Annotated in this window: 10 protein-coding genes; 2 read left to right on the top strand and 8 right to left on the bottom strand. The window is 63.6% G+C overall.

Annotation, left to right across the window (positions count from 1 at the left end; genetic code table 11):
• From QN397_RS25340 to accB, 6 genes are all read right to left on the bottom strand, one after another.
• Positions 1-317: Tm-1-like ATP-binding domain-containing protein (locus QN397_RS25340; RefSeq protein WP_323502346.1), on the bottom strand; the 317-nt coding region annotated here is incomplete at its 3' end.
• 91 nt (positions 318-408) lie between these two features.
• The gene (locus QN397_RS25335; protein WP_323502345.1) at positions 409-2,418 is read right to left on the bottom strand and encodes an acetoacetate--CoA ligase; all 2,010 of its coding nucleotides are present in this window, start codon (positions 2,416-2,418) and stop codon (positions 409-411) included.
• A complete protein-coding gene (locus QN397_RS25330) occupies positions 2,415-3,299 on the bottom strand; it encodes an HAD-IIA family hydrolase (RefSeq protein WP_323502344.1) in 885 nt (294 codons plus the stop codon). The genes QN397_RS25335 and QN397_RS25330 overlap by 4 nt, the downstream gene beginning before the upstream one ends.
• Positions 3,296-4,795, bottom strand: a complete 1,500-nt coding sequence (locus tag QN397_RS25325) for a hypothetical protein (protein WP_323502343.1) — start codon at positions 4,793-4,795, stop codon at positions 3,296-3,298. The genes QN397_RS25330 and QN397_RS25325 overlap by 4 nt, the downstream gene beginning before the upstream one ends.
• 16 nt (positions 4,796-4,811) lie before the next feature.
• On the bottom strand, positions 4,812-6,230 hold the full coding sequence (locus QN397_RS25320) for an acetyl-CoA carboxylase biotin carboxylase subunit (RefSeq protein WP_323502342.1): 1,419 nt from the start codon (positions 6,228-6,230) through the stop codon (positions 4,812-4,814).
• Positions 6,227-6,700 carry an acetyl-CoA carboxylase biotin carboxyl carrier protein gene (gene accB, locus QN397_RS25315; RefSeq protein WP_323502341.1) on the bottom strand — a complete coding sequence of 158 codons (474 nt, stop codon included), beginning with the start codon at positions 6,698-6,700 and terminating at the stop codon, positions 6,227-6,229. The genes QN397_RS25320 and accB overlap by 4 nt, the downstream gene beginning before the upstream one ends.
• 224 nt (positions 6,701-6,924) lie before the next feature.
• Here accB and QN397_RS25310 point away from each other — a divergent pair, with 224 nt between their 5' ends.
• Positions 6,925-7,734 carry an IclR family transcriptional regulator domain-containing protein gene (locus QN397_RS25310; RefSeq protein ID WP_323502339.1) on the top strand — a complete coding sequence of 270 codons (810 nt, stop codon included), beginning with the start codon at positions 6,925-6,927 and terminating at the stop codon, positions 7,732-7,734.
• A 79-nt stretch (positions 7,735-7,813) separates the two neighbouring features.
• Here QN397_RS25310 and QN397_RS25305 read toward each other — a convergent pair whose 3' ends face one another.
• Complete coding sequence (locus QN397_RS25305) at positions 7,814-8,707, bottom strand: response regulator transcription factor (RefSeq protein WP_323502338.1); 894 nt, start codon at positions 8,705-8,707, stop codon at positions 7,814-7,816.
• The gene (locus QN397_RS25300; protein WP_323496487.1) at positions 8,691-12,140 is read right to left on the bottom strand and encodes an ATP-binding protein; all 3,450 of its coding nucleotides are present in this window, start codon (positions 12,138-12,140) and stop codon (positions 8,691-8,693) included. Before QN397_RS25300 ends, QN397_RS25305 begins: the two co-directional genes overlap by 17 nt.
• 285 nt (positions 12,141-12,425) lie before the next feature.
• Between QN397_RS25300 and urtA the strand changes: the two genes are divergently transcribed.
• A complete protein-coding gene (gene urtA / locus QN397_RS25295; protein WP_187052421.1) occupies positions 12,426-13,694 on the top strand; it encodes an urea ABC transporter substrate-binding protein in 1,269 nt (422 codons plus the stop codon).
• Positions 13,695-13,731 lie beyond the last annotated feature (37 nt).

Raw genomic sequence — 13,731 nt, 5'->3', positions numbered from 1 at the left:
GACCCACCCACCCCGATGATTCCGCTCAGGCCGTGCTTCGCATGGAATTCGAGCGCGCACTTGACGGAGCCTTCGATCATCACGGCCTGGCACTTGCCTTCGTGCTTCAGGTCGCGTACTTCCTGGATCGTTTTCCCAGCCGCCCTGGCGACGGCTTCGGGCGTGATCTCGGCGCTCGAATCGGACGACTCACGGATGCTCGCATCGAGATGGACCACATCCACGCCCTGTGACTCCAGCACGTCACGAATGTATTTCGCGTCCACCGCCTTGGTGTCCAGCGTGATGATCATCAGTACCTTGGGTTTGCTGCTCATTTTCTTGTCTCCTTGTGTCGCATGACACGGTCAAAGTGCGGGGCCGTCGAAGTGCGGCTTATCGCGGGTTTAAAAATTGTTTTGGGCTGCGCTACATCGCGGCAGACACCTTCATCTCTTCGGCAAGACGCACGAAGAAGCCGATGCTCTTGGGGTTGGCCATCGCATCTGCACTCGCGACCTTTTCGGGCAGAGCCCCGAGCAGAAGCTTGCGCACAGGCACTTCCATTTTTTTGCCTGTCAGCGTTCTCGGAATTTCGCTGACCTGGTAGATCTCGTTGGGCACATGCCTCGCAGAGGCCTTGCTGCGAATCTGTTGGGTGATGCGCGACTTCAGGACGTCGTCCAGGACTTCGCCGGGCCCCAGCACCACGAACAGCGGCATGAAGGAGGGTCGCCCGAGGTACTCCAGGTCGACCACCAGACTGTCGCGGATCTCCGGCAATTCTTCGACCACTCTGTAGATCTCGGCCGTGCCCATTCGGATGCCGTGTCGATTGATGGTCGAGTCGGAGCGTCCGTAGATCACCGAGGTACCGCGGTCCGTGAAGCGGATCCAGTCACCGTGGCGCCAGATTCCCGGATACATCTCGAAGTAGCTCTCGCGGTAGCGTCGGTGCTCCGGGTCTCCCCAGAAATAGATCGGCATCGAAGGCATGGGTTTGGTGATCACAAGCTCGCCGACCTCTTCGATCAGCGCGTGTCCGGTTTCATCGAACGCATACGCGGCAACGCCGAGCTCGCGACATTGGATCTCACCGGCAGTCACAGGCAGGATCGGCGCGCAGGCGACGAAGCCCGAAGCGATGTCCGTACCACCGCTGATCGATGCCAGCCAGAGGTCCGGCTTGACGGCGTCATAGACCCAACGGTAAGCGTCGATGGGCAAGGGCGAGCCCGTGGCGTTGATCGCGCGCAGGCTCTTCAAGTCGACAAGATCACGGGGCCGCAGGCCTTCCTTCATGCAGTTGATCAGGTAGGCGGCCCCGCAGCCCAACAAGGTGACCTTCTGTTCGTCGATGAAGCGCCAAAGCGAGCTCGTCTCGGGCCACGCCGGATTGCCGTCGTAAAGCACGATGCTCGCCCCGGTCAACAGCGCACCCAGTTGCAGGTTCCACACGATCCAGCCGGTGCCGCCAAGGAACAGCAACCGATCGCCAGGGCGCAGGTCGTGCTGCAGCGCCATGGTTTTCAGGTGCGTCAGCACGATGCCGCCCTGGCTGTGCACGATGGCCTTGGGCAACCCCGTGGTGCCCGACGAATAGACGATCCACAGCGGGTGGTCGAATGGCAGCCTTTCGCACTGCAGTTCTGCATCGGCCGCGACCGCCTCTTGCCAGCTCGATCGGTTCCGCCAGGCCGGGGGCTTGTGGGATGCGGCCCGGCAGATGGGCCCCGCCACGTGAATGACGTGTTGAACGGTCGGCAGTTGCAGCAGCAACTCTTCGACCAGTTCACGGCGGTCATGAACTTTCCCGTTGTAGCTGTAGCTGTCCACAGCCAATAGCACCTTGGGCTCGATCTGACGGAACCGATCGAGGACGACCGAAGCGCCCATGTCTGGCGCGCAGCTGGACCAGATCGCGCCCAGACTGGCACATGCCAAGAACGCAACCACCGTCTCGGCGCGATTCGGCATGTACGACGCCACGCGATCGCCCGCGCCGATCCCCAGGCCGCGCAGCCGGGCTGCGAGTGCTGCCGTGTCGCGCTTCAGGTTTGCCCAGGACACCTCGTGCGTGCCGGTGTCCTCGCTGCGTGCGATCAGGGCAGGCCGCTCTTCGCTGGTCTGACGAAAGACGTGCTCTGCGTAGTTCAGGCGTGTGTTGGGAAACCATTGAGCGCCGGGCATCGCGACCGTGCCCAGCACGGGCTCACAGCTGCCATCGGCCTGCACATCGAAGAAGTCCCAGATCGACTGCCAGAAGGCCTCGAGCTCATCGACCGACCATCGCCACAACGCGTCGTAGCTGTCGAACTTCAAACCCCTGTCGGTCGCCAGCCACGCCATGTAAGCAGCGAGTCGCGTCGGCTCGATCTGGTCGGGCCGCGGGGTCCAAAGGACTTCAGCAGCGGCGTGGGCGGTAACCGCGGGGTTCATCTCAACATCTCCAGAAGCCGGTCCACACCACTGATCGAAAGATGGGGCCGGCTCGCAACGGGCAGACGCGCGAAGTCCTCGGCGCTGCTCAATCCCGTATGGACGCCCACCGACATCGCACCACTGCGCAGTGCCATGGCGTTCTCCAGGCTGATGTCGTCGCCGACGATGGCCATCTGAGCCGGCTTCAAGCCACCCAGGCGTCCGCTCGCACACACCAGGGCCTGGGCCGATGGCTTCCCGACGACCACCGCTTTTTTACCCGTGACGCTGCCCACGGCCGCTGCGAGCGCGCCCGAGATGCCCAGCGCGCGACCTTCGCGACTGGCCACGACGGCCGCCTTGGAGACGGTATAGAACGCCGCGCCGGCCCACACCGCGCGACAGGCCGCCTCAAGATCGCCGAGCGCGAAGTCCGGATGCCAGCCGATGAGCACGGCATCGGCATCGTCTGCCCGTGCAGGAGAGCGCACCACGTCGAAACCGGCCTCGACCAACGGCTTCCAGACGCCTTCGCCGCCCAGCACCAGAATCCGCTTATAGCGTCGCCGCGAAAACAGATCGACAGCCACGCTGACTGGCGTCAACGTGTGTTGTGGATCCAGTTCGATGCCGATCTGCGTCAACGCTTGCGACAGTTGTTGAGGGGTCTTGGTGCTCCCGTTCGTGAAGCCGACATGAGGGATTCCGCGCTCACGCAACAGCGCGAGCAGTTCGCAGGCGCCAGGAAGTGCTTGATAGCCATTGAGCCGTTTGTCTGCGAGTGCCAGAGTTCCGTCGATGTCGAAGACAAAGCCACGCACGTTGGCCAAAGTGGGCGCTGGTGAGATTTCCGCCGCGGCCGCCATAACGTGCGTCGTGCTCGGATCCTTCGCACTCATGCCGCACTCCCTGCCGGGACGGCTGGCTTGCTCGCACGAAGCTCAAGAAGAAAACCATCGCGCTCGATGCGTGCATGGCTCACGTCGGGCCGCTTGGACAACTCGCTGACCAGCCGCTCGACCGGGCTGGCCACGGCGCTGTAGTGCTGGCGACACGGTCCTGCCGCCACCATCGCATCCACCTGTTCTGCCGGCATCGTGGCGCGCAGCAGAAATTCCTCGTCGGAGAGCCTGGAGTCGAAACGGCGGCGCATCTCGGAGAGCTCGGGCATCGCACTCTGCTTAGCCAGTTCCTTTGCACGAGGCAGTTGCTCAATGCGGTCCCGCACGTTCGGGTCCATTGGCGCGGGCGGCGTGCCGAATTTGCCGATCACGTACCGGATGACCTCGTCAGGCACGTTGGCATAGCGTTCGGGAGCCAGGACGTTCATCACGGCCTGCGTTCCGACCACTTGCGAGAACGGCGTCACCATGATCGGATAGCCCAGTTCGCGGCGCACACGCTCCACTTCGTCGTAGACCTCCGGAAGGCGATGCTCTTGGCGCATCTCGCGCAACTGGCGACGCATGGTGCCGATCATTCCGCCCGGCAGCTGGTGCTGGAAGTAGCGCATGTCGTACTCCTGCGGCACACCTGGCGGCAAACCTTCGGCAGCGGCCAGTGCAGCGAAGTAGCTGCTGACGCGTCCCGCCGCCTTCATGTCGAGATCGACGGAGACGCCTTGGCTCTGCAAGTTGGCCACGATGTTCTCGATCGCGGGCTGGCTGCTGCCGTTGCCCAGCGGCCGCGTCGCGGTGTGCAAGGTTTCCACGCCCAGCGCGGGCGCATCGGCGTAGGTGAACGGAGCGAGTCCGATGGTGCAGTGCGAATGCAGTTCCAGCGGCTTGCCGGCCAAGGCCTTGTGTAACGCAGGCAGCAGGGTGCGCGCACGCTCCGGCGTCAGCAGCCCACCCGGGTCCTTGAGGTAGACGCGCGTTATGGCTGGCACCGCCGCCAGCTTGCGTGCAGCTTCTGCGAAGTGGGCATCGTCGTGAATCGGGCTCACGGTGTAGACGAGCGCACCTACGATCTCGCGGGCGCCGGCGCCAGCGATGGCGGTCGCGCTGTCGATGACAGCCTGCATGTTGTTCATGGGATCCATCACCATGAAGCGCTCGATGCCGTTGTTTACCAACAGCCGGTATGAGAGGGCCATCAGTTCCGGGTGCGCCGTCTCCCACGAGATGAAGCGCATGCCGGTCGACAGGAAGCTCAACGGCGTGCGCGGCATGCGCGCCTTCATGAGGCGGATTCGCTCCCAGGGATTTTCCTTGTGGAAGCGCACTGTCACGGCCATGTGCGTGCTGGTCGAGAAGTCGATCGCGCGGTAGCCCACGCGGTCCATGTCGGGCGCGATCTCCAACATCATGCCGGTACGCAGGCCCACGGCGCCCCACAGGCTCTGGTTGCCGTCTCGCACCGTGGTGTCGATGAAGTCGAGTCGAGTCGATGTCATGAAGGTCTCCTTGGGGTCAGGCGTGTGCGGTTGGGCCGAAGACGGCGGCGCCGTCGCCGGCCAGGAAGCGGCCGAGGAAGCCTGTGTCGAAACCGCCTTCGACAAACTCCGGCGTTGCGAGAACGGCGCGGTGCAGGGCGATGTTGTTCAAGACGCCATCGATGCGAACTTCCGCCAGCGCACTTTCAAGACGCCTTCGCGCTTCATCCCGGTTGGCACCTGTTGCAATGACCTTCGCGATCATCGAGTCGTAGTACGGCGAAATCATGGCGCCAGCCTCCATGTGCGTATCCACGCGAACGTTTGCCTGGGTCGGAAAATGGACAGCAGTGATGCGGCCCGGCGCGGGCCGGAAGTCGTGCGTGGGATCCTCGGCATTGATACGGCATTCGATGGCGTGCCCCGTCAGGCGCACGTCGGCCTGCCCCAGGCGCAAGGGATGGCCCTGCGCAACGGCCAGCTGTTCTGCGATCAGGTCGAGGCCGCTGATCTGCTCCGTCACAGGGTGCTCAACCTGGATACGTGCATTCATTTCCAGGAAGTAGAAGCGCTGCCGCGCCAGGTCGACCAGGAACTCGATCGTGCCCAGGCTGCGGTAGTGGATGTGCTCGGAGAAGCGGATGGCGGCCGCGTGCAGGTCGCGGCGCATGGCGTCGGTCAGATGCGGTGCGGGTGCTTCTTCGACCAGCTTCTGATAGCGGCGCTGGACCGAACAATCGCGGTCGCCGATGTGGATCACGCTCACGCCGTCGCCCAGAATTTGCACTTCGACGTGGCGCCCCTGGGTGACGAAGCACTCCACGTAAACGCGTCCGTCGCCGAAGGCTGCAAGGGCTTCGGAACTCGCGAGATCAAACAGCGCCGTCAGATCTTCTGGCGTATTGGCGCGCTTCAGGCCGCGGCCACCACCACCACCCACAGCCTTGATGAGAACCGGGTAGCCAATCTGCTCGGCCATGGTGAGCGCGGCCGGCAAGCTGTTTACCTGCCCGCCGGGCGCGATCGGCACCTCCGCCTGTTCAGCGCAACGACGTGCCTCGAGCTTGTTTCCCACCTGCTCGATCTGGGCAGAAGTTGGGCCAATGAAAATTAATCCGTTCTCTTCGCAAGCTGCGGCAAATTCCGCGCGCTCCGAGAGAAATCCGTATCCCGGATGAATGGCCTGAGCGCCGACGCCGCGCGCAGCCTCGATCAGTGTCCCGATCCGCAGGTAACTGTCGGTCGCGCGCGCTGGTCCGATGCAGACCGCACGATCTGCCAGCCGGGCTCCCACGCTGTCGCGATCGGCGGTGGAGACTGCCAGCACCGACTCGATACCCAAGCGCTTGAGCGTTCGGATGATGCGCACCGCGATCTCACCGCGGTTCGCGACCAGAACGCGGCGGATCGGTCCGTCGATCGCCAGCTCGTCTGCCGTTTTCACGACCGTGCTCACGCTGGACGAACCCGCATCAGTACCTGGTCGTACTCGACCAGGTCACCATCACGTGCCAGCACTTCGACCACGGTGCCGACCAGTCCTGCAGAGATCGAGTTCATCAGCTTCATGACCTCGATGATTCCCACGGCCGTGTTCTCGTCGATTCGCTCACCCACCTTGACGAAAGGATCGGAACCGGGCTTTGGTGCGCCGTAGAAGGTGCCGAGCATTGGCGCGCGGATCTCCAGGAGAGACGGGTTGGCAGCAGGCGTTGGGCTTTGCTGCACAGGCGCTACGGGCGCCGCAGCCAGTGCAACGCGAGGCACGGCCGCCGGCGTGCTCATCGGCAGAGTCGTGGAACTCGTTCCTATGCCATTGCGGCGGAGTGACAGCTTGATCCCCTCTGCTTCAAGCTGGAGCTCGTCGAACTGCGAACTGTCCAGCAGCTGCAACAGACGCTGCACATCTTCGTGGGAAAAACTCATGAACTTGACTCCTTGAAGGCGCGGCGAGCACCGCCCGGAAAAGAAGGAGCCACGGCAGACGACAGCCGGGGGCGGCCGTCGCGCACTTGTCTCCTGTCTTCTTGTTGTCCCGGCCCGTGGATGGTCCGGGGGATGGGGAAAGTATTGGCGTGCACCGTAGCCGGCGGGTAGCATCGCGCACCAGCTTTTCTCCTGGTGAAACTTACCTGCTTTGGAGACACCGTATGCGCGACTACAAGGTCAAGACAATCAGGGCACTGGATCGAGGTCTCGAAGTGCTCGCGCATTTGCATCAGGCGCGTGCGGCCAGCCTGCACGATCTCTTTCTCGCCACCAGCTTGCCGAAGGCCACGCTGACCCGAGTTATCCTGACTTTGGAGCGCCGGGGCATGGTTTGGCAACGGCTGGCCGACGGGGCATACATGGCGAGTCACACCCTGCAGCAGCGCGCGCCGCAACTCAATGACGAGAACTATCTGGTCGAAGTCTCTTCACCTGTAATGGAGCGCCTTTGCAAGAAGGTCAATTGGCCGTCCGTGTTGGCGGTTCCAAGGCTTGATTGCATGGAGGTTATCGAGACCAATCGGCCCAAGTCTTACTTCTCGAACGTGCCGGTAGGACCCATCGGTTTCAGGATCAACATGCTGCGTTCCGCAACTGGGCGCGCTTACATCGCATTCTGCAGCGAGAGTGAGCGCAAGGCCATGATTCAGCGTCTGGCGAGCAGCAACGAACCGGGCAACTTCATGGCGCGCAAGCCGGCCATGGTGGAACGCCTGCTCGAAGAAACACGTCGTCTGGGGTACGGGCACAGGACGCCGGATTTCGGTGGGCATTTTGAACAGAACCGCCGCGACTGGAACGATGGCAGAGACTCGATCGCGGTACCGATCTGGATCAATGATGAGGTGATCGCAGCGATCAACCTCACATGGATGCACAAAGTAGCCACTGTTCAAGACATGGTCAGAGCGCACCTGCCGCTTCTCACGGCGGCGGCAAGAGACATTTCCACACGGATGCTTGCGGAGTGAGGGTGGCGGAGAAGGTTGGGCGCATTCACACTCATCTCGCACCCGTGTAGTTTCAGGATTCAGCGCGCTTCAGTTCACGTCAAACCAGATGCCCACTCGCCAACGCCGCCGCAGCAGAACGCGTCTCCACCCCCAGCTTCTCGAAGATGTGCTCCAGGTGCTTGTTCACCGTGCGCGGGCTCATGCCCAGGATGTCTCCGATGTCGCGGTTGGTCTTGCCCTTGGCGAGCCATGACAGCACCTCGGTTTCGCGCGGCGTGAGCGCGGCTTCGGTGAGGCGCGCCAATGCGGCGGGGCCTTCTTTGTGCAAGGCCAGCAGCAGCATGGTTTCGCCCAGCGTGGCCGCGCCGAGGTTGCGCACCGACAGCCGCGTGCCGCCTGCGGTGGTGACGACGCGCGTGCTGCCGTGGACCAATGAGTCTTCGAGCGCCGCCGGCAAATGACCGGGCTCGGCGGGCTCGCCGAGCGCATGCAGCCACAGCGCGGCTTGCGGTGAGCGCCAAGCCAGCCGGCCGCGCGTGTCGACGAACACCACGCCCATGCCAGCCACATCGACGGCGTCGCGCGCCATCCGGGTGATGCGCGCGTTACGGGCATGCGTGTGCAGTCGCGCCAGCACCTCCTGCGCACGAATCGGTTTCACCACATAGTCGACACCGCCGCTGGCAAAGCCTTCGACCACGTCGTGCGTCTCCGACATGCCGGTCATGAACAAGACCGGGATGTGCGCCAGCGCCGGGTTGGCCTTGATGCGGCGGCAGGTCTCGAAGCCCGAGAGGCCCGGCATCATGCCGTCGAGCAGGATGGCGTCGGGTACCACGAGTTCGAGCCGCTGCAGCGCCGATTCGCCGTCCGCCGCGACCAGCACGGTGTAGCCGCTGGCCTCCAGCGTGTCGCACAACATGCCCAGGCTGCTCGGTGCATCGTCGACCACCAGCACCACGGGGCGGTCGGCTTCAGGAATTGGGGGCATGGACCTCCTCGGCAAGTGCGTTCTTGAAACTGTCGAGATCGAAGCGAGCCACCATGCCGCGCAGATGCGTGCAGGTGGCGGCCAGGTCGGGGTGCGCCGCTGCGAGCCGGTCTAGCGCCTGCTGCAGGCCGCGCACATGGCCGACCTGAACCAGCCGCATGAGTTCGTGCCGCGCTTCTTCGGGCAAGGTCAGCAACTCGGGCGCGGCTTCTGCCGATGTCTGCCCGCCAGCCGGCACCAGCCCTGGCTGCAGCCACTGCAGACCGAGGTGTCGCTCCAGCGTGGTGGTGAGTTCCGACTCGATCACCGGCTTGCCGACGAAGGCCTGGCAATCGTGCAGTCGCAGCCTGTCGGCCTGGTTCTCGAACACGTTGGCCGACACGATGATGATCGGCACGGCAAAGCCGGCGGCGCGCACGCGGCCTGCCGTTTCCCAGCCGTCCATGTCGTCCATGCTGAGGTCGAGCAGGATGGCGGAGGGCACGTGCTGGCGCAGGCTGTCGAGGCACTCGGTGCCGCTGGCAGCCTCGCGCACATCGAAGCCCAGCGGCGCCAGCATGCCGGCGAGCATCTGCCGTTGCACCGGTTGGTCGTCGACCACCAGCAGCGTGCGGCGCGGCCCGAAGTAGCCGGAAATCACGCGCTGCGGGACGACCTGCGGACCGGGATCGGCCACCCCGCGCAGGTACACACGCACGCTGAAGACGCTGCCTTTCGACGAGGTGTCCGCGAGTTGCAGATCGCCGCCCATCAGCGAAGTCAACAGGCCGGTGATGGTGAGCCCGAGGCCGGTGCCCGGCTCGCCGCCATGGCGCCGGCCGGCGGCACCGCGTTCGAACGGCAAGAAGATGCGCTGATGGTCTTGCGGTGCGACGCCGATGCCGGTGTCGACCACATCGAAGCGCAACACCTGTCGGCGTGCATCGACATGCAGCGTCACGCTGCCGGCATCGGTAAAGCGCACCGCGTTGCTCAACAGGTTGATGAGGATCTGGCGCAGCCGCTTGGCATCGGCCTGCACCCAGGGCGGCACCCTGCCGCTCTGCGTGTAGACGAAGGCCAGGCCCTTGCTCTCGGCCTGCGGTCGCACCATGCGGACGACTTCTTCCAGAAAGTCCGGCAGCGCGAGCGGCATCGACTCCAGCTGCAGGCGCCCGGCCTCGATGCGCGCCAGGTCGAGCAGCCCGTCGATCAGGCTCAGCATGTGTTCGCCGCTGCGGTGGATGGTCTGCACCGCTTCCCGCGGCGGGCGCGCGGTGTCGTCGTTCTTCAGCAGGATCTGCGAGTAACCGAGGATGCTGTTGAGCGGCGTGCGCAGCTCGTGCGTCATGCCGGCCACGTAACGTGTCTTGGCCTGGTTCGCGGCTTCGGCGGCTTCCTTGGCTGCCTGGAGCGCGGCGCCGGTGCGGCCGTGCGCCTCGATCTCCAGCGTGAGCAGGTGGTTATGGCGGTTCGATTCTTCCTGCGCCATCTTGCGGCTCTCGCTGCCCAGCACGATCCACCAGGCGGCGACGGCCACCACCATCGACAGCATCGCGAAGACCTTGAGAAAGGGCGTTTGCAAAAACACGCCGGCGGCATCGGCGTTGAGCAAGCCTTCCTGCGCATAGACGATGCCCATCACCGTGGCGAGCAAGGCGATCAGCGATGTCGTGACGAGGATGTAGTGGACGACCCGGAAGTTGAGCCGCAGCGCAACCGCCGGTGGCAGCAGTGCCTTGAGCCAGACGCTGATCTGCTCCGACGCGCGGGAGTCTTTCTTGCACGCGTCGTGGCAGCGCGATTCGAGGGTGCAGCACAGCGAGCAGATCGGTGCGCTGTAGGCCGGGCAGTGCGCCATGTCCTCCGACTCGAAGCTGTTGTCGCAAACCGAGCAGCGCACGATCTGCCCCGGCGTCCAGTGCTGCAGGTCGGTGCGCGCCAGGTAGTAGCGGCCTTTGGTTTTCCAGGCCAGGAGAGGCGACACCAACAGCGCTGTCAACAGCGCGATGAAGGGCGAGAACGACTCGGCCCAGCGCCCGAGCAGCCCGGCATAGGCCACCATCGCAATCGTCGCCGCCACCAGCATCGACACGAGCCCGACAGGGTTGATGTCGTACAAATGGGCGCGCTTGAACTCGATCGATTTAGGGCTCCAGCCCAGCGGCTTGTTGATGACCAGGTCGGCCACCAGCGCGCCGACCCATGCGATGGCGATGTTGCTGTAGAGGCCGAGCACTTTCTCCAGCGCTGCGAACACGCCGAGCGTCATCAGCAGGAGCGCGATGAGCACGTTGAACACCAGCCATACCACGCGGCCCGGATGGCTGTGCGTGAGCCGCGCGAAGAAGTTCGACCACGCCAGCGAACCGGCATAGGCGTTGGTGATGTTGATCTTCATCTGCGACACCACGACGAACAGCGTCGTGATGCCCAGCACCCATGCCGGGTCCTTGAAGACGTAGGCGAAGCCGGCCAGGTACATGTGCGTCGGCTCGACCGCGTGGTCGGGCTTGATCTCGTGCTGTAGCGCCAGGAACGCAAGGAAGGCGCCGCCCATCATCTTCAGCATGCCGGGCACGATCCAGCCCGGCCCGGCGACCAATACGGCAGCCCACCAGCGGCGCCGGTTGGCGGCGGTCTTCTCCGGCAGGAAGCGCAGGTAGTCGACCTGCTCGCCGATCTGCACCACCAGCGAAAAGGCGACCGTGGCGCCGGCACCGAACATCAGCGGATCGAAGTCGTTGTTGCCCGAGATACGCCCGACCAGCCCGGTGAAGTCGGCAAAGGCCTGTGGGTTCTTGATCGCCACCGCAATGAACGGGCAGAAGAACAAGACGAGCCAGATCGGCTGCGTCCATAGCTGCAGCTTGGAGATCATCGTGATGCCGCGCATCACCAGCGGGATGATGACGATCGACGAGACGAGGTAACAGGCTGCCAGCGGCCAGTCGAAATACATCTGCAGCGCGAGCGCCAGGATGGCCGCCTCCAGCGCGAAAAAGATGAAGGTGAAGCTCGCGTAGATGAGCGAAGTCAGCGTCGAGCCGAGGTAACCGAAGCCGGCGCCGCGTGTGAGCAGGTCCATGTCGACGCCGTACTTGGCGGCGTAGTAGCAGATGGGCAGGCCGGTCAGGAACGTGATGATGCCGACCACCAGGATGGCCCACAGCGCGTTCGAGAAACCGTAGCTCAGGGCGATGGCGCCGCCGATGGCCTCCAGCGCCAGGAAAGAGGTGGCGCCGAACGCGGTGTTGGCCACGCCGAACTCCGACCACTTGCGAAAACTGCGCGGCGTGTAGCGCAGCGCGTAGTCCTCCAGCGTCTCGTTGGCGACCCAGGTGTTGTAGTCGCGACGAATGCGAAAGATCTTCTGACCGGTGACGGGCGACGTCGTGGAAGACGGTGTGGAGGATGGGGCGGAAGAGGTGGCAGACGAGTTCGCGGGCGGCATGTTCCGTTCTATCAGGAATGGTGTTTGCCGAAGACTCTGCAAGAAGCGCTCCTTGTCCGTTCCGCCGGAGCAAGCGAACTCAACGACGGATCGCCAGTCTCGCCGCACGGCTGGTCGGCAAGGCTACGTTGATTGACGTATTCGGAAGTACGCATTCCGTTTCTAGAGTGCAGGCCATGGCGCTCGGTGTGCCGCACTCAGTGCGATCACTCAAAGCGCACAGCTGTGGTGCATACCCGGCGCCCGTGTTCGTTTTTGAACTTCAACCTGCCTGGAGATACCGCCATGTCCCGCGATCAAGACCCGTCCATCGATGAATCGCCCGAGCGCATTGCGATGCGCCGTCGCCGCTTGCTTCAGGGCGCCGCTGCCTTGCCCATGATGGGCCTGGGTGGCCTTGCCTTTGCGCAGCCAACCGCTTCGGTCAACACGACCAAGCTGGCAGTGACCGACACCGAAGTCATCGTCGGCCAGCTGCATTCGTCGACCGGCACCATGGCCATCAGCGAAACCGGCTCGATCCAGGCCGAGCAACTCGCCATCGATGAAATCAACGCCATGGGCGGCATCCTCGGTCGCAAGATCAAAGTCATCAAGGAAGACGGCGCATCCGACTGGCCGACCTTTGCCGAGAAGGCCAAGAAGCTGCTCATCAACGACCACTGCGCTGCGGTGTTCGGCTGCTGGACCTCGGCTTCGCGCAAGGCCGTGCTGCCGGTGTTCGAAAAAGAGAACGGCTTGCTGTACTACCCGACCTTCTACGAAGGCCTGGAGCAGTCGAAGAACGTTTTCTACACCGGCCAGGAAGCCACGCAGCAGATTCTGTACAGCCTGGAATGGGCCAAGACCGAGAAGAAGGCCAAGACCTTCTTCCTGATCGGCTCCGACTACATCTGGCCACGCACCTCGATGAAGATCGCGCGCAAGCACATCGAGAATTTTCAAAAGGGCAAGGTCGTCGGCGAGGAGTACTACCCACTGGGCAGCACCAACTTCGGCTCGCTGATGAACAAGATCAAGCTGCAAAAGCCCGACTGCATCTATGCAGCCGTGGTCGGTGGCTCCAACGTCGCCTTCTACAAAGCACTCAAGGCGGCCGGCATCACCGGTGACAAGCAACTGCTCGTGACGCTGGCAGTGACGGAAGACGAAATGACCGGTGTCGGCGGCGAGAATTTCGCTGGCTTCTACTCGTCGATGAAGTACTTCCAGTCGCTGGACAACGAGAACAACAAGAAGTTCGTTGCCGCCTTCAAGGCCAAGTACGGCAAGGACTCGGTGATCGGCGACGTGACCCAGGCCGGCTACCTCGGCCCCTGGTTGTGGAAGGCCGCAGTCGAGCGCGCCAAGAGCTTCGACGTCGACAAGGTCGTCGCCGCATCGCCAGGCATCGAACTCAAGCAGGCGCCAGAAGGCTACGTGAAGCTCGACGCCAACCATCACCTGTGGAGCAAGTCGCGCATTGCGATGGGCTTGCCGGACGGCAGCTTCAAGGTGGTGTCGGAATCGCCGGAACTCATCAAGCCGGATCCATTTCCCAAGGGTTATCAGTGATCTGACTCCCTCCCCTTTTTGGGGGAGGGCAGGGGTG

Origin of the sequence: Variovorax sp. RTB1 (genome assembly GCF_035018765.1) — a bacterium.
GTDB lineage: Bacteria > Pseudomonadota > Gammaproteobacteria > Burkholderiales > Burkholderiaceae_C > Variovorax.
This window is presented reverse-complemented; position numbering and strand designations above follow the sequence as displayed.

Bases quoted from the DNA above. Each gene is read 5' to 3' on its own strand.
- accB (WP_323502341.1), bottom strand. From the start codon at position 6,700: ATGAGTTTTTCCCACGAAGATGTGCAGCGTCTGTTGCAGCTGCTGGAC.
- urtA (WP_187052421.1), top strand. From the start codon at position 12,426: ATGTCCCGCGATCAAGACCCGTCCATCGATGAATCGCCCGAGCGCATT.
- QN397_RS25310 (WP_323502339.1), top strand. From the start codon at position 6,925: ATGCGCGACTACAAGGTCAAGACAATCAGGGCACTGGATCGAGGTCTC.
- QN397_RS25300 (WP_323496487.1), bottom strand. From the start codon at position 12,140: ATGCCGCCCGCGAACTCGTCTGCCACCTCTTCCGCCCCATCCTCCACA.
- QN397_RS25335 (WP_323502345.1), bottom strand. From the start codon at position 2,418: ATGAACCCCGCGGTTACCGCCCACGCCGCTGCTGAAGTCCTTTGGACC.
- QN397_RS25325 (WP_323502343.1), bottom strand. From the start codon at position 4,795: ATGACATCGACTCGACTCGACTTCATCGACACCACGGTGCGAGACGGC.
- QN397_RS25330 (WP_323502344.1), bottom strand. From the start codon at position 3,299: ATGAGTGCGAAGGATCCGAGCACGACGCACGTTATGGCGGCCGCGGCG.
- QN397_RS25305 (WP_323502338.1), bottom strand. From the start codon at position 8,707: ATGCCCCCAATTCCTGAAGCCGACCGCCCCGTGGTGCTGGTGGTCGAC.